The sequence below is a fragment of the Methylorubrum sp. GM97 genome (genome assembly GCF_024347855.1).
Taxonomy (GTDB): Bacteria; Pseudomonadota; Alphaproteobacteria; order Rhizobiales; family Beijerinckiaceae; genus Methylobacterium; species Methylobacterium extorquens.
In genome coordinates this window covers 1,797,020-1,818,848 of record NZ_AP025942.1, presented here as the reverse complement: position 1 = coordinate 1,818,848, position 21,829 = coordinate 1,797,020, and the positions used below count along the sequence as shown (strand labels likewise).

The 21,829-nt window shown below is 69.2% G+C and carries 22 protein-coding genes; 6 read left to right on the top strand and 16 right to left on the bottom strand.

What is annotated here, in order from left to right; genetic code table 11:
* Window positions 1-2 precede the first annotated feature (2 nt).
* The 9 genes from MSPGM_RS08535 to MSPGM_RS08490 form a co-directional block, all read right to left on the bottom strand.
* Window positions 3-2,231: a CHASE3 domain-containing protein gene (locus MSPGM_RS08535; RefSeq protein WP_261926315.1), complete on the bottom strand. Its 2,229-nt coding sequence runs from the start codon at window positions 2,229-2,231 to the stop codon at window positions 3-5.
* 169 nt (window positions 2,232-2,400) lie between these two features.
* Complete coding sequence (locus tag MSPGM_RS08530; RefSeq protein ID WP_261926314.1) at window positions 2,401-4,104, bottom strand: ATP-binding protein; 1,704 nt, start codon at window positions 4,102-4,104, stop codon at window positions 2,401-2,403.
* A complete protein-coding gene (locus MSPGM_RS25490) occupies window positions 4,008-5,033 on the bottom strand; it encodes a GAF domain-containing protein (protein WP_410007707.1) in 1,026 nt (341 codons plus the stop codon). Before MSPGM_RS25490 ends, MSPGM_RS08530 begins: the two co-directional genes overlap by 97 nt.
* A gap of 56 nt (window positions 5,034-5,089) precedes the next feature.
* On the bottom strand, window positions 5,090-5,617 hold the full coding sequence (locus MSPGM_RS08515) for a GAF domain-containing protein (RefSeq protein ID WP_261926313.1): 528 nt from the start codon (window positions 5,615-5,617) through the stop codon (window positions 5,090-5,092).
* Entirely contained in the window at window positions 5,614-7,530 is a 1,917-nt protein-coding gene (locus MSPGM_RS08510; RefSeq protein WP_261926312.1) for an ATP-binding protein, read from the bottom strand. The genes MSPGM_RS08515 and MSPGM_RS08510 overlap by 4 nt, the downstream gene beginning before the upstream one ends.
* Window positions 7,527-8,522: an ATP-binding protein gene (locus MSPGM_RS08505; protein ID WP_261926311.1), complete on the bottom strand. Its 996-nt coding sequence runs from the start codon at window positions 8,520-8,522 to the stop codon at window positions 7,527-7,529. Before MSPGM_RS08505 ends, MSPGM_RS08510 begins: the two co-directional genes overlap by 4 nt.
* A gap of 2 nt (window positions 8,523-8,524) precedes the next feature.
* Complete coding sequence (locus MSPGM_RS08500) at window positions 8,525-8,929, bottom strand: anti-sigma regulatory factor (protein ID WP_261926310.1); 405 nt, start codon at window positions 8,927-8,929, stop codon at window positions 8,525-8,527.
* Window positions 8,910-9,311, bottom strand: coding sequence for an STAS domain-containing protein (locus MSPGM_RS08495; protein WP_261926309.1), 402 nt, complete (start codon window positions 9,309-9,311; stop codon window positions 8,910-8,912). Before MSPGM_RS08495 ends, MSPGM_RS08500 begins: the two co-directional genes overlap by 20 nt.
* Window positions 9,312-9,315: 4 nt before the next feature.
* A complete protein-coding gene (locus MSPGM_RS08490; RefSeq protein ID WP_261926308.1) occupies window positions 9,316-10,191 on the bottom strand; it encodes an STAS domain-containing protein in 876 nt (291 codons plus the stop codon).
* Between the two features lie 386 nt (window positions 10,192-10,577).
* Between MSPGM_RS08490 and MSPGM_RS08485 the strand changes: the two genes are divergently transcribed.
* Entirely contained in the window at window positions 10,578-10,964 is a 387-nt protein-coding gene (locus MSPGM_RS08485) for a hypothetical protein (protein WP_261926307.1), read from the top strand.
* A 611-nt stretch (window positions 10,965-11,575) separates the two neighbouring features.
* On the opposite strand, the gene MSPGM_RS08480 is transcribed toward MSPGM_RS08485, so the two are convergent.
* Window positions 11,576-13,012 (bottom strand): YncE family protein, encoded by a 1,437-nt coding sequence (locus tag MSPGM_RS08480; protein ID WP_261926306.1) that lies wholly within the window; start codon window positions 13,010-13,012, stop codon window positions 11,576-11,578.
* Window positions 13,009-13,464, bottom strand: coding sequence for a DUF305 domain-containing protein (locus MSPGM_RS08475; protein ID WP_261926305.1), 456 nt, complete (start codon window positions 13,462-13,464; stop codon window positions 13,009-13,011). Before MSPGM_RS08475 ends, MSPGM_RS08480 begins: the two co-directional genes overlap by 4 nt.
* Before the next feature lie 182 nt (window positions 13,465-13,646).
* On the opposite strand from MSPGM_RS08475, the gene MSPGM_RS08470 reads away from it, so the two are divergent.
* The 5 genes from MSPGM_RS08470 to MSPGM_RS08450 are packed head-to-tail and all read left to right on the top strand — an operon-like array spanning window position 13,647 to window position 16,614.
* Window positions 13,647-14,030: a hypothetical protein gene (locus MSPGM_RS08470; protein ID WP_261926304.1), complete on the top strand. Its 384-nt coding sequence runs from the start codon at window positions 13,647-13,649 to the stop codon at window positions 14,028-14,030.
* A gap of 13 nt (window positions 14,031-14,043) precedes the next feature.
* Entirely contained in the window at window positions 14,044-14,553 is a 510-nt protein-coding gene (locus MSPGM_RS08465; protein ID WP_261926303.1) for an RNA polymerase sigma factor, read from the top strand.
* Window positions 14,550-15,359 carry an anti-sigma factor family protein gene (locus MSPGM_RS08460; protein ID WP_261926302.1) on the top strand — a complete coding sequence of 270 codons (810 nt, stop codon included), beginning with the start codon at window positions 14,550-14,552 and terminating at the stop codon, window positions 15,357-15,359. The genes MSPGM_RS08465 and MSPGM_RS08460 overlap by 4 nt, the downstream gene beginning before the upstream one ends.
* Entirely contained in the window at window positions 15,356-16,246 is an 891-nt protein-coding gene (locus MSPGM_RS08455) for a LysR family transcriptional regulator (protein WP_261926301.1), read from the top strand. Before MSPGM_RS08460 ends, MSPGM_RS08455 begins: the two co-directional genes overlap by 4 nt.
* The gene (locus MSPGM_RS08450) at window positions 16,243-16,614 is read left to right on the top strand and encodes a YidH family protein (protein ID WP_244031885.1); all 372 of its coding nucleotides are present in this window, start codon (window positions 16,243-16,245) and stop codon (window positions 16,612-16,614) included. Before MSPGM_RS08455 ends, MSPGM_RS08450 begins: the two co-directional genes overlap by 4 nt.
* Before the next feature lie 3 nt (window positions 16,615-16,617).
* Here MSPGM_RS08450 and MSPGM_RS08445 read toward each other — a convergent pair whose 3' ends face one another.
* The 5 genes from MSPGM_RS08445 to MSPGM_RS08425 all read right to left on the bottom strand — a co-directional run bounded on the left by MSPGM_RS08445 (window position 16,618) and on the right by MSPGM_RS08425 (window position 21,828).
* The gene (locus tag MSPGM_RS08445; protein WP_261926300.1) at window positions 16,618-17,703 is read right to left on the bottom strand and encodes a molybdopterin-dependent oxidoreductase; all 1,086 of its coding nucleotides are present in this window, start codon (window positions 17,701-17,703) and stop codon (window positions 16,618-16,620) included.
* A 79-nt stretch (window positions 17,704-17,782) separates the two neighbouring features.
* Window positions 17,783-18,766, bottom strand: coding sequence for a beta-propeller fold lactonase family protein (locus MSPGM_RS08440; protein WP_261926299.1), 984 nt, complete (start codon window positions 18,764-18,766; stop codon window positions 17,783-17,785).
* Between the two features lie 185 nt (window positions 18,767-18,951).
* Window positions 18,952-19,290, bottom strand: a complete 339-nt coding sequence (locus MSPGM_RS08435) for a c-type cytochrome (protein ID WP_261926298.1) — start codon at window positions 19,288-19,290, stop codon at window positions 18,952-18,954.
* 11 nt (window positions 19,291-19,301) lie between these two features.
* The gene (locus MSPGM_RS08430; protein ID WP_261926297.1) at window positions 19,302-20,525 is read right to left on the bottom strand and encodes a molybdopterin-dependent oxidoreductase; all 1,224 of its coding nucleotides are present in this window, start codon (window positions 20,523-20,525) and stop codon (window positions 19,302-19,304) included.
* Between the two features lie 241 nt (window positions 20,526-20,766).
* Window positions 20,767-21,828, bottom strand: a complete 1,062-nt coding sequence (locus tag MSPGM_RS08425; RefSeq protein ID WP_261926296.1) for a YeiH family protein — start codon at window positions 21,826-21,828, stop codon at window positions 20,767-20,769.
* Window position 21,829 lies beyond the last annotated feature (1 nt).

Sequence of the window (21,829 nt, the reverse complement as noted above, 5' to 3'; positions counted from 1 at the left end):
GGCTAGGCGTCAGGCCTGGGACGCAACGCCACGACGTTTCCGGCCTCGGCGACCGGGGCGAACTCGGCCCCGAGCGTTTCGGCGACCTTACGGGCGAGTTGCTCACGCTTGAACGGCTTCCCGATGAGTTGCACGCCGTCGTCGAGACGACCGTGGTGGACGATGGAGTTCTCGGTGTAGCCCGACATGAAGAGCACCTTCACCTTCGGCCTGAGCGCCTGGATGCGCTCGGAGAGGTCGCGTCCCTTCACCTTGCCCGGCAGGATCACGTCGGTCAGCAGCAGGTCGATGGCGGCCGCGTTGTCCCCGAACACCCGCAGGGCCTCCTCGCCATCGGCGGCCTCCAGCACGCGGTAGCCGAGGTCTGAGAGGATCGCGCAGGCGATCTCACGGACCGCCGCCTCGTCCTCGACCACCAGCACGGTCGCCGAGCCGCGAGGGAGATCGACGGGCGGCGCGCTCCGTTGCCCGATTGCCACCAAGGCGCCGACCGCCCTCGGCAGATAGATCTTCACGGTCGTTCCCTCGCCTGGCTCCGAGTAGATCTTCACGTGGCCGCCCGACTGCTTGACGAAGCCGAACACCATCGCGAGGCCGAGCCCCGTGCCCTTTCCGTCCGGCTTGGTCGTGAAGAACGGCTCGAACACCCGCCGAACCACGTCCGGCGTCATGCCATGCCCGGTGTCCGAGACCGCAAGCATCGTGTAGTCGCCGGCCGCGACCTCGGCGTGGTCGCGGGCGTAGGCGTCGTCGAGGACCTTGTTGCCGATCTCAATGGTGAGCCGGCCCCCGCCCGGCATGGCGTCCCGGGCGTTGAGCGCGAGGTTCAGGACGGCGCTCTCCAATTGCGCCGGGTCGGCCATCGCCGGCCAGAGGCCGGCGCTCTCGACATAGCGCACCTCGATGTGCTCGCCGAGCGTCCGACGCAGGAGGGGGACCAGGTCCGGCATGGTCGCCGCGAGGTCGATGGCGGCCGGGGCCAGGGGTTGCTTGCGGGCGAAGGCCAGGAGCTGGCCCGTGAGCGTCGCCCCGCGCTGGGCGGCCCAGGCGGCGCGCTCGATCCGAGACTGCAGCTTGCCGTCGCCGTCGAGCTTCGCCCGGACGAACTCAAGGTTTCCGAGGATGACCTGCAGCAGGTTGTTGAAGTCGTGCGCGATGCCGCCGGTCAACTGGCCGATGGCCTGCATCTTCTGTGCTTCCCGAAGGACACCCTCGGCCTGGGCGCGCTTGGTCATGTCCGAGATGGTAAGGACGAAACCGCCGTCGGGCATCGTGGTGCGGCGGATCTCCAGGTGGTGGCCGTCGGCGCGCGTGCGCTCGTACACGGTCGCCTCCCGTGGCGCATTGCTGCCGTGTCGAACCTGGTCCCACGTCTCCAGCGCAGGCCCGCCCGCCTCGGCGGTGTGTTCCGCGAAGGCGGCGTAGGACGCGCCCGGCCGCACCATCGCCTTCGGCAGGTCGAGCAACACCAGGAAGCAGGCGTTCCAGTTCGTCAGCGTGCGGTCCGGCGCGAACACCGCCACGCCCTGGCTGAGGCTGTCGAGCGTCGTCCGGAGCCGAAGCGCCTGGGTGCGCTGCTCGGCCTCGGTCAGGTACGAGCGCGACCACGCCTGGTTCAGGAGGCGGGCGGCCCAGAGAAGGGTCAGCACGGCGAGAAGCGATCCGCCCAACGTTGTCCACCGGACCCAGGCGGCGCGCGCGTCGTTCTCTCCGAGGCGCCGGGCGAGCAGCGCTTCCTCCTCGCCGAGCATGGCCGCGAGCGTCTCCTCCGCCTCCTTCATGAAGCCGCGGCCGGCATCTGTGTTGACGAGGCGCCGTGCCGCCTCGATCCCGACGTCGCGGCGCAACTGCACCGTCTGGGCGAGCTCCTCCAGCTTGTGCTGGATGACAGGGGCGAGGGCGCGCAGGCGGTCCTGCTGCACGGGGTTGTCCGCCGTGAGCTTCAGGAGCTCGCCCTGAAGGACGCCGAGGCGGTCGCGCGCGGAATCGTAGGGCGCGAGATAGTCGTCCTTGCCGGTGATGATGTAACCCCGCTGGCCGGTCTCGGCATCGCGCAGGGCGATGCCTAGATCCTTCATCGCGGCCAGCACGCGGTAGCTGTGCTGCGACCACTCCCGCGCCTCCCGCGTGGCGTTCAGGCGCTCCCACGTCACGACCCCGACGAGGGCGAGGATGGCGAGCAGCACGCCGAAGACGAGGAGGTTGGCGCGCGCGACGATACGCTTCGACATGTTGACGGGGTCCGCCGCCTGCCCGCGCCCCGGGTCGGGTCGCGTCTCGCGGAGCTTGCTCGAACGCCGATGACCTGGGGTCACATGCGCGCTCGCAGTTACGTCGTACCACGCTCTACCGCGATTGCGCGTCTTTTAAGGAAGCGTCGCCGTTTGAGGCCGAGGACGGCTAGGCGCCCAGGATGCGCTTGCGGCGTTGCCAAGTGGCGACCTTGCGCAGCAACCGCGAGAGCTGCTCGACCGAATACGGCTTGTGCAGCAGTTCGAAACCGTAGGTGCCGTTCTGCGCCAGGACGTGGCTGTAGCCCGAGGCGAGCAGCACCGGCAGGTCGTGATGCTCCTCGCGGATGCGATGCGCGAGGTCGATGCCGTTCATGCCAGGCATCACGACGTCCGAGAACACCACGTCGAACCGGTCCGCGTCCTCGGCGAGTTGCGCAAGGGCCTCCGCGGCGTTGCCGGCGAGCACCGTCACGTAGCCCAGGTCGGTCAGGGTCTGGACCGCAAAGGTGCCCACCTCGGCATTGTCCTCGACCACGAGCACGCAGGTCCCGTGGCCGTCCATGAGAGGTTCGGGCTCGCCGGTGTCGGACCCTTTCCCCGCCTCCGAGACGCGCGGCAGGTAGAGGGTGAAGGTGGTCCCCCGGTCGACCTCGCTCTCGACCGTCACCTCGCCGCCCGATTGCTTGGCGAAACCGAACACCTGGGACAGTCCGAGCCCCGTGCCCTGGCCGACGCCTTTGGTGGTGAAGAACGGCTCGAAGATCCTTTCCAGCCGCTCGGCCGGGATGCCGCTGCCGGTGTCGCTGATCGACACGGCCACGAACGCGCCCGGGACGGCCGGGTGGGACCGCATCGCCGGCATCGTCTCGACCGGCCGTACGCGGATGGCGAGCCGCCCCTCGCCGTCCATGGCGTCGCGGGCGTTGACGGCCATGTTGACGAGCGCCGTGTCGAACTGGCTCGGGTCGGCATGGACGAAGCAAGTCCTGTCCGGCAGGTCGGTCACGATCTGGATGCGCGAGCCGGTCAGCGTGCCCATCATGTCGGAAAGCGCCCGCACGCTGTCGCAGACGGCGAACGTCTCCGGCTTCAGGGCCTGACGGCGGGCGAAGGCAAGCAACTGTCCGGTCAGCTTGGCGGCCCGGTCCACGGTGTCGGAGATGGCCCCCACGTAGCGGGCGCGGCGTTCCGGGGCGAGGTCGGGGCGCTTCAGAAGGTCGGTCGACGACTTGATCACGGTGAGCAGGTTGTTGAAATCGTGAGCGACGCCACCGGTGAGTTGCCCGATTGCCTCCAGCTTCTGGGACTGCCGCAGGGCCTCCTCCGCGGCCATCAGCGCGCCGGTGCGCTCCTCGACCCGCTGCTCCAACGTCTGGTTCGCCTGCCGCAGGTCCGCCTCGGCCTGCCTGAGGGCGGTGATGTCGTTGAAGATGCCGACCATGTGGCGGTGGCCGGAGGCGTCGTCGACCGGATGGCCGGCGCTGAGGACCGAACGGCGACTGCCGCCGGGCAGGACGACCGTGTAGCCGGTATCGATGCGCGCGCCGTTCCGGAAGCCGGCCTGCGCCGTGGCGAGCACGTCGGCGAGCTCTTCGGGCGCAATGCGGGCGAAGACGTCATCCTGGGAGATGGCGACTTCCGGTGGCAGCCCGGAGATCTCGCGGCTGCGCGCGTCCATCACGACCTCGCCCGTGGCCGTGTTCCAGTCGAAGGTGCCCAGCCGCGCGACGTCCAGCGCGACGGAGAGCCGGGTCCGGCTCTCCTGCGTCGCCGCTAGAGACTCTTCGAGGCGCCTGGCACCATCGGCGAGAGCGGCCTCCGCCCGCGCGCGCAGCAGGGCGGTGTGTATCCGCCCGGCGACGTCGCGCACCAGAGCCTCGTCCTCGTCGCACCAGCGACGCGGGGTGGACTGGTGACGAACACCGACGCCCACAGGCGTCCCTCCACGACCAACGGCACGGATAGGACAGCCCGCGAGGCGCCGACCTCCTCGTAGGCCGCCGCGTGGGCCGTCGTGCGCGGGTCGGAAGCGACATCGTCGACCCGGAGGCTTCGGCCGGCGCGCAGTTCCCCCACCACCGCCTCGCCGAAATCGGCCATACGGTGGATTCCGGCGAGGCTCGGCATGGTGCCGTCGGTCCAGTCGCGCTCGACCCTATAGTGGACCCCGTCGGCATCGGCCTCGCCGAAGCCGCAACGCTGCGTGCCGAGATGCCGGCCGAGCATGCCGCAGGCCATCTCGATCAGCACATCCGGGTCGTCGTGGACGCGAAGGGCATCGCCGAGAGCCAGCAGGAAGGCGCTGCGGCGTTCCTGCTTCACCTTCGCGGTCGTCTCGGTGCAGGCGCAGAACATCCCCTGCACCGCGCCGTCCTCGCCGCGGATGGGCGAGTAGGAGAACGTGAACCACACGTCCTCCGGATACCCGTTACGCATCATGACGAGGGGCAGGTCCTCCATGAACGTGGCCGCACCGGCCATGGCCCGCTCGACGAGGGGACGGATGTCGTCCCAGATCTCGGACCAGACCGTCTCGAACGGGCGTCCCAGGGACCACGGGTGCTTGGCGCCGAGGATCTCGACGTAGGCGTCGTTGTAGAGGAAGCCCAGGCCAGGGCCCCAGGCGATGAACATCGGGAAGGCCGAGTTCAGCATCAGGCTGACGCCCATGCGCAGGGCCGCCGGCCAGGTCGTCGGGGATCCGAGCGGGGACGCGGACCAGTCGTGGCCGCGCATCAGCGCCCCCATCGCGCCGCCGCCTGAGAGGAACGGGGGAGCACAGGCTCCGTCCTCGTGCACGGACGCCTGCTCGGGACCGGGAAGCCGCGCCCCGCCGGACGCCGACCGATGCGAGTTCATGGTTGAGCCATCGCCGCGAGGGATCGCCGCATTTCGAGCTGGGTCATGACCAGACCGGCGAGGACCTGGAGACACTCCCGCTGCTCCTCGGTGAGGCCGAGCGGACGCGGCTCGGTGTCGATGACGCAGACCGAGCCCAGCCCATGCCCGTCCGGTGTCACCAAGGGAGCGCCCGCGTAGAAGCGCAGGTGCGGCTCCCCGGTCACGAGGGGGTTCCCGGCGGTCCGGGCGTCGCACGACAGGTCGGAAATCACGAGCAGGTCGCGCCTGCCGAGCACGTGCTTGCAGACCGAGGCATCGAGGTCGGTCCCGCATTCGGGGAAGCCGGAGCGCGCCTTGAACCATTGCCGCCCGTCGGCCACGAGGCTCACCAACGCGACCGGGGCGGCACAAATGGCGCGTGCCAAAATGACGATGCCGTCGAAGCCTGGCTCGGGCGCGGTGTCGAGGACGGCGTAGCCGTCGAGGGCGTCGAGGCGTCCGCGGCCGGCGAGGCCGGCCGGTGCCTTCGGGCGGCGTGTCATGGGACCCGTCCTCGGTTGCGGACGGGGGGTGGCGAGGCGGCGATGACCCGTCCCAGGACCCGTCCGATCTGCGCGGCCGAGTACGGCTTGTGCAGGAGCTCGAAGCCGTGGCTGTCCTCACGCGCCAGGACATGGCTGTAGCCAGAGGCCAGCACCACCGGCAGGTTGGGAATGCGAATGCGGAGCGCCTTCGCGAGCTCGATGCCGCCCATGCCGGGCATGACAACGTCGGAGAAGACGGCCCGGAAGCCCGCGCCATCTGTGCCTAGTCGTTCGAGCGCCTCCTCGGCGTTGACGACCCATACGGGCGCGTAGCCGAGGTCCTCCAGGATTTGGGCGCAGAAGCGCCCGACCTCAAGGTTGTCCTCGACCAGCAGCACCGGTTGGCCCTGGCCGGAGGGCGCCACCCCGGCATCGCGGTCGGGGATGGGCATCTGGGACGGCCCGTCCGAGACCTCGGGCAGGTACAGCGTGAAGGTCGTACCCTCTCCCACCGCGCTCGCCACGTCGACGTCGCCGCCCGACTGCTTGGCGAAGCCGAACACCTGGGAGAGCCCGAGCCCCGTGCCGCGGCCGACGGCCTTGGTCGTGAAGAAGGGCTCGAAGATGCGCCCGAGGACGTCGGCTGGGATGCCCGAGCCGCTGTCGGTCAGGGAGACGGCCACGAACGGCCCCCGCGATCCGCCGTGCCCCCGGATGGAGGGCATGGGCTGCCCGGCGAGCACACGCATCGTCAGCGTGCCCACGCCGTCCATGGCGTCCCGCGCATTGACCGCGGCGTTCACGACCGCCGTCTCGAACTGGTTGATGTCGGCGCGCACCAGCGCGGCCGCGTCCGGAACCTCGACCCTGAGGCGGATGCGGGCTCCGGTGATGGTGTCGAGCATGTCGGCGACGCCACGCAGGCGCTCGCCGGCGTCGAACACCTCGGGCCTGAGGGATTGCCGGCGCGCGAAGGCCAGGAGCTGACCGGTCAGCTTGGCCGCTCGGTCGACCGTGTCGGAGACCGCATCCATGTATCGCTTGCGCCGCTCCTCGGGCAGGTCGGGGCGACGCAGGAAGTCCACGGAGGAGCGGATGATGGTCAGCAGGTTGTTGAAGTCGTGCGCGACGCCGCCGGTGAGTTGGCCCACGGCCTCAAGCTTCTGCGATTGCCGCAGGTCCTGTTCCATGCGCTCGCGCTCGACCGCCTCGGCGAGCAACCGCGCGTTCGCTTCCGCGAGCTCGGCCGTCCGCGCGGCGACCTGGGTTTCCAGCGAGGCCCCGACCTCTCGCAGCCGCTCGGCCTGGGCCTCCAACTCGGAGTGGAGGGCGACGACGCCGCGATTGGTCTCGGCGAGTTCCCGGTTGAGGCGCTGCGCCTCCTCCTCGCGCTCGGCCAGCTCGGCGAGGCTGCGCAGGAGCTCGCGGTTCTGCTCGCGCAGCGCGACCAGCGGTTCCTCGGTCCGCGCACGGGCGACGTCCTCGGCGAGGGTCGCGAGCCGCTTTCCCGTGAAGGATTCCGTGCCGGACGGCAGCCGCTTGGCGAAGGTGGCGACCGTGCCCTTGCCCGGGTCGGTCTCGATCTCGAAGCGGTCCATCAACCGGCGGGAGCCGGTGATGCCGATGCCCAGGCCCGTCGTCGAGCGGTAGCGGCCTTCGAGGATCTCATCCAAGTGCGGGATGCCGGGGCCCTTGTCGATCACGCGGATGACCAGGGATTGGCCGCCATTCTCCTCGTCGAGGCCGTACTCGACCCTGCCGCCGCCGGCGTAGCCGTAGGCGTTGCGCGCGATCTCGGACACCGCGGTGGCGATCCGCGTCTGGTCCTGGATGCCGAAACCGAGGTGTTCCGCCAGCCTGCGCACGCGCTGGCGCACGGTGACGATGTCGTCCTCGTGCTCGACGCTGGTGGCGAGGAGTGGCCATCTCATGATGCGTCACCCCGCACGACGAGCACGGTGGCATCGTCGCGGGCGCGGGCGAAGTCGCGGTAGATCAACCCGGCGACGAGCGACGGGTGGGCCGCAGCGATGCCGGGATAGGCATCCAGGGACCATCCGGTCGCGATCCCGTCCGAGCACAGGACGAACACGTCATCCCGCCGCATCGGGTATTCGAACTCCTGGATGCGCCGGGCCGCATGTCCGGCCGTTCCGGCAAGGCTGACCGTGCGCTTGGTCACTGCGCCGGAGACAACGGCTCCCAGGACGTTGCCGATGCCCGCGAACGTGAGGATGCCGGCGTCCCGGTTTAAGCTAGCTACGGACACCGCACCGCCTCGGGTCTGCGGCAGTCCAGCATGGATGGCGGACAGGATCGCGCCGGGAGGCTTGTCCCGATGGTGATGGAATAGGCTCAAGGCTTCCTGCGACGCCTTGGCGGCCTCCGGTCCATGGCCGAGGCCGTCCGCCACGATGGCGGTCCATCCATCCGGCCGCTCGCGCACGGCGTAGGCGTCGCCGTTGGCTGTCTCGCCCCTCAGAGGCACCGTGACGGCCCCGAAGGCCGCGGTCCCATCAGCCGTGGCCGGCCGGACGCCCGATAGGCGGGCCAGCACAGCAGTGCCTGTGCCGGGCCGGGACGCGATGTCGAAGGCGTCTGACAACCGACGCACGGCTCCGAGGCCCTCGCCGGCGCTGCCGCCGGTGGAGTGGCCGTCGCGCAAGGCCGAGCCCAGGTCCGAGAAGCCCGGGCCCTTGTCCAGCGCCAGGATCTCGACGCCCGAGCCCGTCGCGTCCTCATAGGTGCCGACCAGGATCTCGCCCGGCACCCCGTACTTCACGATGTTGGTGGAGAGTTCGGTGACGACGAGGGCCACCCGTCCAGCCGCGGTTTCGTCGAACCCGATGGCCTGCGCCGCGGCCACGGCACGCCGCCGCGCCTCGGCCACCTGGCTTGCCTCCGTGATGGTGACCCGGTCCATGGCTACTTCCACCGCGCGATGGTCACGCGCGTGCCTGAACCGGGCGTCGACTCGATGTGGAACTCGTTCGAAAGCCGCTTGGCTCCGCCGAGCCCCAGCCCGAGCCCCCCTCCGGAGGTGTAATGGTCGGTCATCGCCTGCGCGATGTCGGCGATGCCCGGTCCTTGGTCCTCGAAGGTCAGGCGCAGGCCCTTGCGGATCCCAGCCTGCAGGGTCTCAAGGAGGACGTCGCCGCCACCACCGTAATCGAGGGTGTTCCGAGCGAGTTCACTCGCCGCAGTGATGATCTTGGTCTGGTCTACGAGGCCGAGGCCGATCTCCACGGCGAGCGCGCGTACGCGCTGGCGCACGCGGACGACGTCGTCACCGGATCGGACGGGTAAGGTCTCAGTCCTCGTGACGGTCACGGTCGCTCCCGTGCCCGTCGTCCTCCTCGGAGAGCCGGGCCTGGATCAGAGCCATGCCCCGCTCGACGTTCAGTGCGGTCTTGATGCCGGTGAGTTCCAACCCGAGCTCGACCAGGGTGATGGCCACCGCCGGGCGCATCCCCGCGACCACCGTCTCGGCATCGAGGACGCGCGAGACCGCCGCGATGCTCACCAGCATGCGACCGATGAAGGAATCGACGATCTCAAGCGCCGAGATCTCGATGAGCACGCCGCGCGCGCCGGTGCGCGCGATCATCGCCGTCAGGTCCTCCTCCAGGGCGAGCGCGAGGCGGTCGTGCATGTCGACCTGGATGGAAACGATGAGCGCGCCGCCCAGCTTGAGGATCGGGATGCGGTCCATGGGTTCAGCGGCGCTCCTCGGCCGGGGCTTGCTGGCGCACCACCTTGCGGCCGGTGCGCTTGAGGGCGACGGCGAAGGCGTCCGCCAGGGTCGCCTTCGAGACGACGTTGAGCTCGACGCCGAGGTGGACCATGGTCTGTGCGATCTGGGGGCGGATGCCGGACACGATGCAATCGGCGCCCATCAGGCGGGCCGCGGCGACGGTCTTGAGGAGGTGCTGGGCCACCAGGGTGTCCACGGTGGGCACACCGGTGATGTCGATGATGGCGATCTCGGCCTCCTCGTCGACGATGGCCTGGAGCAGGTTCTCCATCACGACGCCGGTGCGGGCGCTGTCGAGGGTGCCGATGAGCGGCAAGGCGAGAATGCCGTCCCAGAGGCGTACCACCGGGGTGGAGAGCTCGGCGATCTCCTGTCCCTGCCGCCCGATGACCTCCTCGCGGCTGGCCAGGAACACCTCCATGGTATGCAGGCCGAGCCGGTCGAGCACCTTGCCGGCCGCCCACACGCCGGCCGCCAGCGTCGACGCGTCCACGTCGGCGCTCCGCCTCAGTGCCTCGAAGATCGGCTCCTTGAGCGAGAACACGAAGTTGGCGGTGTCGGTGGGCGTAAAACCTTGGATCGCCCGCGACCGTGAGATGTCGGCGAGCGTCTCGCGCAGCGGTGCGAAGCCCTCGCCGTCGGCATCGAGGCTGTTCGAGGCGAGAGCGTCCCGGAGTTGGCCGAGCACGGCCTTTGCCTGGGTCCGGAGCTCGGCCTCACGGATGCGGCCACCCTGCAGGGAGGCGCCCTCCCGAAGAGCAGTGTTCCAGGCATCGAGGATGGCGGCCTCGTCTTCCGTGAGCGTCCTGGTCAGGACCCCGGCGCCGTCCATGGTCATCAAGTCATCCTCGTCAACGTCGTTCGGGGTCTACCCTGGTCCGGGTACGCTCGCTAGGCGTCAAAGCCGCGGCGGGACCCGCCGCAGAAAGTTCTTCCTGGCCTTTGGAATTCGACCGCATCCGTCCGGTCGCGCGGCGGTCCAATTCCAAAGGCTGTGGCCCGCCGCGTCGGGCTGCAACGCTGCGTTGACTGCCCATCTCGATGATACCCTACAGGCCACCCTCGTTGATGCCGCCGACGACCTCCTCGACCTGGGCGCCAGGCGCTGCCTTGGCCTTGTGGCTCCCGGTTCCAGGTCAGCTTGGAGCCCGTCCCGTACAGCGCCACCAAAAGCGTGGACTTTTTGCCCTCGACCGGGAGCGGGCAGTTCAGGACCGCATCGATATGGACCATCGTTTCCTCGTCGCGAACGACCTGTTCCTCGACGATGGTCCCGCCACCCTTCAGGTGCGGATGTCGATGGGTTCGGCGAACCCAGGGGGGTGCGTGCCGGGGCGAACACGGTCCCGTGAAACGGCCCTTGCCGCGGTGGTCGTGGAGGGTTTGTCCCGTCAGGGTCGTGGGATCGATGCAGGCTTCGTGGATGGTCTCGGCGACCGGCAGCACCCCGAGGCGATGGGTGAGGAGGCGCATGGTGTAGGTGTGCTGGGCGCCGCCGCCGTTGCCCATGCCGATGGCGATGGCGACGAGCTTCCTGTCCATGCCGACGAAGACTTGAGGGTCGTACGTTCCCGAGCGAATGGGCACCCGCCGCAGCCGATGCCGCGATGATGGGCACTCCGGACGAAAGCCTTAGCGGGGCGTCAACGCGCAGGCCGCGTGCGACTCCGAGGGTAACGCATGCCGGGTAGCGCTATCCGTAATGCGATACGGTTCAGCCTGGCCACGCCCTTTGTCCAGAAGTGGAGTTCGAAGTCACGACCTAGTGGGGCGACGTGGCGTGCATTGCCGTTGAGATTGAGATCTGCGGGGCCGGATGCCGCTAGGACAAGCAACTTTAGGCGTTCTCGACGGAATGGGGCTTGACCCGGGTGACGGGAAAAAGTGGGGCGGTTGTCACGTTTAGGTGTCTGCAAGCTGGCCCAACCCGATGGCTCAAATCGGCCACATCATAATCTGATGGTCGCCCGTCCAGTGTCTCCCGCGAATTCGACGCGGATACGCGTAAGCTTGGGCTCTAAGTCAGAACTGGATCACGCCGTAGGCGTGGTGGCGACCTTCGCTTCTATGAAAAGCTGTCCATGAACAGACCTTCTGAAATCGACCCTACTCGGTCATAGAAGCAATCCAATGGCGGCCTTGAAAGCAGACGTCGCAGCCGGACGCGCGCTGCGAACGCATGCTCTCGGATTCCCGCTTCCCGCGCTCGTGAGGCCGCCCGTTCAATCCACGGTCTGCATCTGGACGACGCCGCCGAGTTCGCCGGGCTTGCCCGAGACCACCACGAGGTAGCGCCGGCTCGCACCGGCATCCGTGCGGGTGATCTGGCGGATCGGGCCGATCGCGTTGACGATGGCCGCGCCGGCCGGGTTGGTCATGAAGGCGGCGAGCGGCTCCAGGCCGGCGGCCCCCTTCGGATCGGCGGCCAGCGCCAGCACGAACGGCATCTTCGCGGGTAGTCCCGTGACCGCGGCCTGCAGCGTCTGCAACACGCCCTGGTCGAAGAGGGTCACCTGCGTCGCCGGCTTGCCATCGGTGCTCGCGAGCGTCAGCGCGCTGGTCTTGCCGGCGGCGCCCAGCGGCTGGAGGTTCTGCTTTCCGTCCCCCTCCGGCACGGCGTTCGGGACGTAGGCCACGCCCTGCGGCCCCTGGCCGATCGGCACCTCGGCGATCACCGTGTTCGATGCGGTGTCGATCACCGCCGCCTTGTCGGCGTTCTCCAGGCCGACATAGACGCGGCTGCCGTCGCCCGAGGGCCAGAGCCCGTGCGGCAGGGCGCCGGTCGGGATGGTGGCGACCTGGGTGAAGTCGTCGGTGCGGAACACCTTGACCTGGTTCAGGCCGCCGATCGTCACGTAGGCGAACTGGCCGGCCTTGGTCGAGACGATGTTGACGTGGTTGGTGATCGGCCCAGTCTCGATGGTCTTCAGCGGCGCGAAGGGCGGACGCGCCGAAAACACCTGGGTCCGGCCGACATCCTTGAGGGTCAACCACACCTGCTTGCCGTCCGGTGTCGCGGCGATGTCGGGGCAGAATGGGCTCTCCTGCTTCACGCGACCGACGATGGTGTGGGTCTTCGTGTCGATCACCACAGTCTCGGGGCTGAAGCTGGAGCAGACATAGCCGTAGGCGCCGTCCGGCGAGAAGATCGTCATGCCGGGCCCGTTCGGCACGGTGATCCGGCGCGTCTCCTTGGCGGTCGCGGCATCGAGTACGGCGATGTAGTCCTCGCCGCGCACGCTCACCCAGACCTCCCGGCCGTCCGGCGTGAAGAAGGCCTCGTGCGGCGCGCGGCCGACATAGGCCGTGTGGCGGACCGTGTTGGTCGCCGTGTCGATGAAGCTCACGGAGTTCGAACCGATCGAGACCGCGAGCAGCGTCCTGTGGTCGGGCGAGAAGCCCATGCCGTGGACGAGGAGCTGGCCGTGATAGAGCGGGCTCAGGTTCATCGGCGTCGGGTCGCCGAGCCGGATCACGCCGAGCAGGACGTTGGCGGCGGGATCGACCACCGAGACCGTGTTGGAGAACTGGTCCGAGGTGTAGAACCGGTCCCTGCCGCTGACCGGCACGTCCGGTGCGGAGGCTGCGCCCGGGGCCTGCCCGGCGAGAGCCGAGCCGGAGAGCAGCGCGAGCGCAAGGAGGGGGAGGGCGGTCTTCATCGGCAGATCTCCGAAGGCATCTCGGCGGCAGGGGCCGTGCCAGGGTGGTGAAGGTGGGCGGCTGCGGCGGACGAATCCGGCGCGGGAGGGAGATCGGCGAGCGCCCGGCGCATCACCGCGATCTCCTGGCCCTGTTCGACGATAATCCCCTGCGCGAGGCGGCGCAGGACCGGATCTTTGCCGTAGAGCAGCTCCGCCCGGGCCATCGCGATCGCGCCCTCGTGGTGCGGGATCATCATCGCGGCGAAGTCGCGGTCCGGATCGCCCGAGGGCGGGACCATCATGTCGGCATGCATCCGCGTCATCGACTGCGCCATCATCGCGTCGAAGGACGCGGAGACGACGGCCGGCGGCTCGGCAGCGGCCAGCGTCGGGGGTATCATCATCCGGCCGCCGACGAGGCCGCCGGCGATCACGGCGGCCGTGAGCGCAAATCCCAATGCTCCGCGCATGAGCCGTCCTCCCTGTTCGTTGTCGAGGGGAGAGATGCCGAGAAAACGGTTTTATTCCCTGGCCGGGGACGAATTGGCGGCCCTGCCGATGTGATCGATCTTTTCCAAATGTCAGTGGAATAGACGCGCCCGTTCGGCATCTCTCCCGATGCGGTCATGGTTGACCGCCGGAGACCTCACTCATGCGCACCATGCTGATCCGCACCGCCCTCGCGGCCGTCGCCTTCTCCGCCGTGGCCGCTCAGGCCGCTGCGCCTGCGATGACGGCCGAGACCGCCAAGGGGCCGGCGCTCGTCGATTCCAAGAGCATGACCCTCTACACCTTCGACAAGGACATGGGCGGCAAGTCGATGTGCAACGGCCCCTGCGCCGCCAACTGGCCGGCACTGATGGCCGCCTCCGGCTCGGCTGCTAGTGGCGACTGGACGATGGTGACACGGGACGACGGCACAATGCAGTGGGCCTACAAGGGCAAGCCGCTCTACACCTTCGCCAAGGACACCAAGCCCGGCGACGTCACCGGCGACGGATTCCTCAACGGTGCATGGCACATCGCCAAGCCCTGATCGGTAAAGCCTCGTGGACGAGATCGCCGCCCTCATCGAACCGCAGATCCCAGCGTTGCGGCGCTACGCCGTCGCGCTGTTGCGGGACCGCGAAGCGGCGGACGACCTCGTCCAGGATACCCTGGAGCGGGCATTGTCCGCCTGGTCCGGACGTCGCCGCGACGGCGACCTGCGAGCCTGGCTGTTCACGATCGAGCGCAACCTGTTCCTCGGCACTGTTCGACGCCGGGGCCGGCGCGGCATCGATGTCGGCGCTGAGGCTTTGGAGCACGTGCCTGATCCGGGTGCCGACCCTGAAGCCGCGTTGGGAGCCCGCGATGTGCTCACCGGGCTCGACGCGCTGCCCGAGGAGCAGCGCTCGGTGCTGCTGCTCGTCGCTGTCGAGGATCTGTCCTATGCGGAAGCGGCGCAGGTGCTCGGAGTACCGCTCGGCACGGTGATGTCGCGGTTAAGCCGAGCCCGAGAGCGGATGCGAAGTTTTCTGGAAACGGGCCGAACCGGCTTGTTGAGGAGAGTGAAATGAGCGGGGATCCGCGCCCGGTCGGCGAGGACGACCTGCACGGCCTGATCGACGGTCGTCTCGAACCGGAGCGGCAGGCGCTGGTCGAGGCATGGCTCAGGGGAAACCCCGCGCGGGCGGCCGAGGTCTCGGCGGATCGCGCCCTGCGTGAGCGCTTGCGTGCCCGCCTCGCGCCGATCGCCGAGGAGGCGATCCCGGCGCGGCTCCGGGTGGCCAATATCCGCTCGCGACATCGCCCGATAACTGGGCGCTGGCTTCCGGTCGCGGCTGCGGCCGTGCTCTGCCTCGCGGTCGGCGGTGCCGCCGGCTGGTTCGGCCATGCCATGCGGCAGGTACCCACGGTCACGCTCGCGCGAACCGAGCCGGCGACCGACGACGCAGTGGCGGCCTTCCGCACCTACGTGGTCGAGGCGGTGCATCCGGTGGAGGTGCGCGCCGACGAGAAGCCCCACCTCGTGACGTGGCTCTCGAAGCGCCTCGGCCGGGCGGTGACCACCCCCGACCTCACGGCCTACGGCTTCCGCCTGATGGGCGGCCGGCTGCTGCCGGCGGGTTCCGAATCCGCCGCTATGCTGATGTACGATGACGATCAAGGCACCCGGCTGACGCTCTACAGCCGCGTGGGCGATGCGGATGGCCGCACGGTGTTCCGCTTCGCCCGCGAGGGCGATGTGGCTGCCTTCTCCTGGGTCGATGGCGGCATGTCCTACGTCGTCACGGGTCGCACCGACGAGGCGCGGCTTTTGACCGTCGCGCAGGCGGTTGATGCGCAGATCCGTGGATTGCCGGTTCCGCCGCGGCAACCATGACCCTCGACCAACTCCGCATCTTCGTGGCGGTGGCCGAGCGGCAGCACGTGACGCGGGCCGCCGAGGCGCTCAACCTCGTCCAGTCGGCGGTCAGCACGGCGATCGCCAATATCGAGGGACGAAACGCAACGAAGCTGTTCCACCGGGTCGGTCGCGGGATCGAGCTGACCGAGGCGGGACGCGTGTTCCTCGTCGAGGCCCGCGCCGTGCTCGCCCGTGCCGAGGCTGCCGAACTGGTGCTTGCCGACCTCAGCGGCATGCGACGCGGGACGCTGGCCCTCTACGCCAGCCAGACCATCGCCAGCGACTGGCTGCCGCGCCACCTCGTCGCCTTCCGCCGGGCCTACCCCGAGATCGCCATCCGGTTGGCGGTGGGCAACACCACCGAGGCCGCCGATGCGGTGCGCGCGGGGCAGGCCGAACTCGGCTTTGTTGAGGGGGCGCTGGACGACCCGACGCTCGCGAGCACGACCATCGCCCAGGACCAACTGGTCCTCGTGGTCGCCCCTGGCCATGCCTTCGCCGAGGCGACCGACCTCGAACTCGAAAACCTCGCCAGGGTCGATTGGGTGCTGCGCGAGGCGGGATCGGGAACCCGCTCGGCCTTCGAGGCGGCCCTGGGTGCGGCCGGCCTCGCAGCCGCCCAGCTTCGGGTCACGCTCGAACTGCCCTCGAACGAGGCGGTCCGCGCTGCCGTCGAGGCCGGGGGCGGGGCCGCCGTACTGTCCGAAACCGTGGTCGCTTCATCGCTTCGGGCCGGGACCCTGATGCGGGCGGCGTTCGACTTGCCGAGCCGGCCGTTCCGGGTGCTGCGCCACAAGGAGCGCTACCGCAGCCGGGCCGCCGACGCGCTGCTTCACCTGATCGCGGCAGCGAATGCCGGATGAGCGAGCCCGCGAAACCCGTGCCCCCCGACGATCCCCGGGTGAGGCTCGCCGAGGATCGGACGGTTCTAGCGGCCGAACGCACCTTCGTGGCGTGGCTTCGCACCGGGCTCGCGTTCCTCGGCGTCGGCCTCGCCGCGCAGCGCTTCCTGCGGGAGGTGCTCGCGGTCTGGCCGCTGAAGGTATTGTCGCTGACGCTGATCGGCTGCGCGCTCGCCTCATTCGCCGGCGCCGTATGGCGGGACCGGGCGATCCGGGCACGGCTCGCCCATTCCGAGATCCCGATGATGCCGCGCCTCCTCACCGTCGGGATTGCGGCCCTGCTCATCGCGATCTCCGGCCTCGCGGCCACCGCCCTGCTCTGGGCGTGAGGGTCAGGCCACCGTCACTCGCACCCGGTGCCAGGCGGCGCTGAGGTAGCCCTTGTAGTTCCAGGTGTCGTCCGGCGCCGCAGGCTGGGTCTGGCCGGCGGAATCCCAGGCCCGCACCGCGAGCTCGTGCTCGCCGGCGGTCAGCTCGCGCTCGATCTCCCAGAACGTCCAGGCGTAGGGCGCGTCGGCATCGCGCTCGATCCGGGCCTGCGCCCAGCTGCGGCCGCCATCCGTCGAAACGTCGACGCGGGCGACCGCGCGGTCGCTGGCGATGGCGTAGCCGCGGATCGCGTGCCGGCCGGCCTTCAACGCCGCGCCGCGGGCGGGCTCGCAGATCGCGCTGTTCAACGGCATCGCCTCGATAGTGATGCCGTGGGCCGGGTCGGCGGTCTCGGCCGTCACGTTGGGCGGAAACAGCTTGTAGTCGTCGGCCTGCATCGGGTTGTCGGAAGGCCGGTCCTGAACCGAGATGCGGGCGAGCCACTTCGGGCTGCGGATACCGGCAAATCCCGGAACGACCACGCGCAACGGATGGCCGTGCTCGGGGGCGAGAGGCTCGCCGTTCATCGCGAAAGCGAGCAGCGTCTCGGGGGCCAGCGCCTTGGCGAGCGGGATCGAGGCACCGAAGCGCGTGTCCGTGTCCGCGATCCGGTCGTGGCTCTCGAAGGCGACGTGGCGCTCATCATCCGCATCGATGCCGGCCGCGCGCAGCACGTCGGCGAGCCGCACGCCGGTCCATTCCGCATTACCGATGGCACCGGGCGCCCACGGGTCGCCGGAGACCGGCGCCACGGCCAGCATGTCGGCCCGGCGGTTGCCGGCGCATTGCATCACCGCCGTGACGGTGACGGGCGCGAAGCGTTCTTTGAGATCGGCGAGGGGGAGGTCGAGGGGCGTCGCAACCATCCCGTCGACGGTCAGGCGGTAGCTGTCGGCGTCGAGGTCCGGGATGTCGCCGTGGCTGCGGACGTAGAAGTCGGCTTGATCAGTCAGGAAGGCCGCCCGCAGGCGATCGAGCGGCGGCTCGGCGTTGTAGGGCGCCTTTCCGTGGACGATGAGGCGGTCCTTGCGCTGGAACAGGCCGAGCATGGGGTCTTTGTCCTGCGTTCGCGACGTGTCGAGATCGAGAACGCGCCGGGCGCCGATAAGGCCCCCGACGCGCGACGCTTCACGGCTTCATCGTCGAAACCACCGCGTTCTTCGCGCGGTCGACCACGGCCACGCTGAGGTCGCGGTTGAGGACGTAGGCGTGAGTGTTGTCGGACGAGAACGCGATCGCCTGGCGCGGCTCGTTCAGGCCGGTCACCGTGGCGACGACCTTGAGCGTGTCGGTGTCGATCACCGAGAGCGAGTTGTCCTTGAGGTTGCCCGCATAGACGAAGCGCCCGTCCGGGGTCAGCGCGGCACCGTAGGGGTCCTTGCCCACCGCGACTTCTGACGTGACCCTGCGGGCGGCGACATCCACCACGCCGATGGTGTTGCGGCCGCTGTTGGCAGCAAACAGCGTCTTGCCGTCCTTGGTGATCGAGATGGCGCGCAGCTTGTCGAACCCGGCGATTTCGCCAGTGATCTTGTTGGTGGCGGTATCGACCAACGTGATCTTGTCGCCGAGGAAGTTCGTGACGAACACGGTCTTGCCGTCCGGCGACAGCTTCACGCCCTGGCGCGGCTGCGCGAAACCGGGGATCACGGCGTCGGCGAGCATGGTCTTGGTGTCGAACACGGTCAGCGTGCTCGCGGCCTCGTTGTTGGCGTAGAGCTTTGTCCCGTCGGCCGAGAGCACGGTGCCGAAGGCCCCGGGCCCGGCGGCAAGAACGCCGGCTTCTTTGCCGGTGGCGGTCTCGTAGACCGTGATTCGGCCGGTGCCGCTGTCGGAGACGTAGAAACGGGCACCGTCCGGTGCGAACACGATGTTGCGCGGGGTCACGAAGCCGTCGAGGCGGCGCAGCACCGTGCCCTTGGCGACGTCGTAGACGATGACGGCGCTCTCCTCGCTGTTCGACACCGCGGCGACCGTGCCGGCGGCATTCAGCGCCAGCGCGTTGTTCTTGATCGCGCCGTCGAGGCCGGCGGCGAACCCGGGCTGGCCCTGGGTGAGGAGCAGGGTGGCTCCGGCGAGGAGGGCGCGCAGGCTGGTACGGACGTGGGTCATGAAGCGTGTCTCTCGGGCATGCGCCCTCGTTCGGCGGCCTGGGGCCGGCCGTGCGGGCGGGTTCGAAATCGGATTGCGTCGTGCGGGACCGGTCAGGCCGTGCATCGCCTCAAGGAGATGCCGGCGAGGGCGGTCTATTCCCCGAGGCCGACGGAAAAAGCGCGGCGGCCTCGGGATACGGGAGTTCAGGGCGTGGGCTTCAACGCCGCGAGGTAATCGACGATGGTCTGCACATCGGCCTGATCGACCGGCGCCTTGTAGACGTGGACCATCTTGTTCACGGTCTCGGTCCACTGCGCCTTCGTGAGCTTGGGCTGGGTCAGCACCATCCCGGCCGAGTGGCAGGCGAGGCAGTTGTTGTTGACCGCCTCGGCTCCTGGCCCGTCCGGAAAGATCCGGTCGGAGGTGGGCATCTCGATCGATTGCGAGGTGAAGCGCATCGGCTCGGGTGCGGGCGCCGCGAGCGCCACGAGGGGAGACAGGGCGAGCGCGACGATCAGGGCCGCAGAGCGGATCGTGTTCATGGCTGTTCTCCTCAAGCGGCCTGGATGGCCACGGCCTCGATGCCGTTCTGCATGAAGCCGGCCCCGTTCCAGACCCGGTCCATGCCTTGCGCGACGCCGTTGGTGTTGGTGCAGCGGACCCTGACCGTGTGGGTCCCGGCGGCCAGTGCCGGCAGGCTGCCGTCGAAGCGGCGGAAGCTGTAGGGGCCCTCGTCGGCGCCGAGTTGCGTCGGGAACCACGTCGCTCCGCCGTCTCCGGAGAAATCCACCGCCTTCACCCCGCAATCGCCGCCGAAGGCGATGCCGCGGATGGCTACCGGCGTTCCGGCCGCCACCCTGGCGCCGTCCTGCAGATTGGTGACGAACGAGCGCGGCACCATCCTGTTGATCGGCACTGTCTTGAAGCCGGTCTGGCCGGGCTTGATGTTAGCGCCCGGCACATCGGGGATGCGATAGGCGGTCTTCATCCAATATTGTTCGTCGGGCTTGTCCAGGACCTCGATGTCGGACAGCATCTTGACCCAATAAGTCGAGTACCAGCCCGGCACCACGAGCCGGAGCGGGAAGCCGTTAAGCAGCGGCAATTGCTCGCCATTCATCGCGTAGGCGATCATCACCTCGCCATTGCTTGCGTGATCGAGATCGAGCGATTTCTTGAAGTCGGGCGCGTCGTCGACCACCGGCGCGTCGAGGCCGTCGAAGCGCACCTGCACGGCACCGGCCTTCACCCCGGCCTGTTCGAGCACATCCTTGAGGCGTACGCCGGTCCATTTGGCGTTGCCCATCGAGCCGTTAGCCCATTGCGCGCCGGGCACTCGCGGCTCGAACAGCCCGCGCGAATTGCCCGAGCACTGGTTGACAGCGGCGATCTCGAAGCGCGGCAGGCCGGCGATGGCGTCGAGGGAGAGCGAGAGTTCCTTTTCCACGTGGCCGTGGACCTTGAGCCGGAAGGTGCCGGCATCCACCTCGGTCGGGATCGAGGCCCAGTGCCAGCGCACGTAGAAGCGGTCGTTGGGGGTGAACACGCCCTCGTCGAACACCGAAAACGGCGTCTCCAGCAGCGGAGGATGAGTACGCTGCAGAATCATCTCGCCCTTGCCCGGAAAGGCGGTGGTCAGCGCCCGCTCGTCCGGGCCGCCCGGCAGCGGCAGCTTCACCGAGCCCGCGGCCCAGGCCGGCAGCGCGGCGGCGAGGCTTCCGAGCCCGAGTCCGCCCAAAGCGAGGCGGCGGTTCATCGGTCTGTCCAGTCCGTGCATGATCTCTCCCCTAAGAATGTCGGCGTCGATGCGTTCGAGGGCATCGGACCGGTCGCGATTCCTCGCGACAAGGGAGATGCTACGGAAAGCGATTTATTCCCTCCAACGGTCTTTCGCGATGTGAACGATCTCCCGGTGCGATGATTTTAGAATTTTCAATCTCCCGCCTAGTCCGGAATTCTTCGGGGCATCGCGCCGGGTGAAAACCTGGATCGGTGGTGGAGCCGATTCCTCACGCGGATCAGACGAGGCCGAGCACATGGATCAGGCCGAGGCTGACGGCGCCCAGCGCGAGGAGCGAGGCGACCACCGCCAGCGTCACCCGCGCCCCGGCCTTGGCGACGCTGCGCACGTCGACCCCGAGGCCGAGCGCCGCCATCGAGACCACGGTCAGCACGTTGGCGGTCTCCGACATCCGCGCGAGCGCGACCTGGGGGATCAACCCGGCCGAGCGAAGTCCGGCGAGCGCGAGGAATGCGAGGATGAACCACGGCACCAGGCGGTGGATCGCGAGGCCGGCGCGGGCCGAGCGGTCGCCGGCGGTGACGCCGGGGGAGGCCTCGTCGGTTTCCTCGCGCAGCCGGCTTGCGCCGAGGGAGAGCACCAGGACGACCGGGCCGAGCATCAGCACCCGGACGAGCTTCACCAGCGTTCCGACCTGGACGCTGAGCGCCGCGACCGGCGCGGTCGCCGCGAGAACCTGGGGCACGGCGTAGACGGTGAGGCCGGCGAGCACCCCGTACTGCATCGGCGACAGGCCGAGCAGCGGCACCAGCAGCGGCAGGCCGAGCACCACCAGCACGCCGAGCACCGCGGTAAAGGCAATGGAGGCGGCGACGTCCTCGCCGTCGGCACCGATCACCGGGGCCGTGGCGGCGATGGCGGAGTTCCCGCAGATCGAGTTGCCGCAGGCGACGAGGATCGCCATGCGCGGGTGCAGCCCGAGCGCCCGGCCGATGCCGTAGCTCGACACGATCGCGGCCACGACGACGCCCGCGATGCCGAAGAGCAGACCCGGACCGGCGGCGAGGATCGTCGTGAGGCTGAGCGAGGCCCCGAGCAGAACGACCGCGATCTCCAGCACGGTCTTGGCCCCGAAGGCGATACCCGGAAAGAACCGCTGCGACGGGGTCCAGGCGGTGCGGATCGCGCTCCCGAGCAGGATCGCCAGCACCAGGGCTTCGAGCCAGGCGCGACCCAACAGATGCGCCTCGACGGCCTCGAAGCCGACCGCTGCGGCGGTGACCGCCACGCAGAGGCCCAGTCCCGGAAGGATGGCTCTCGTGCCGGCCAAGGCGCCCATC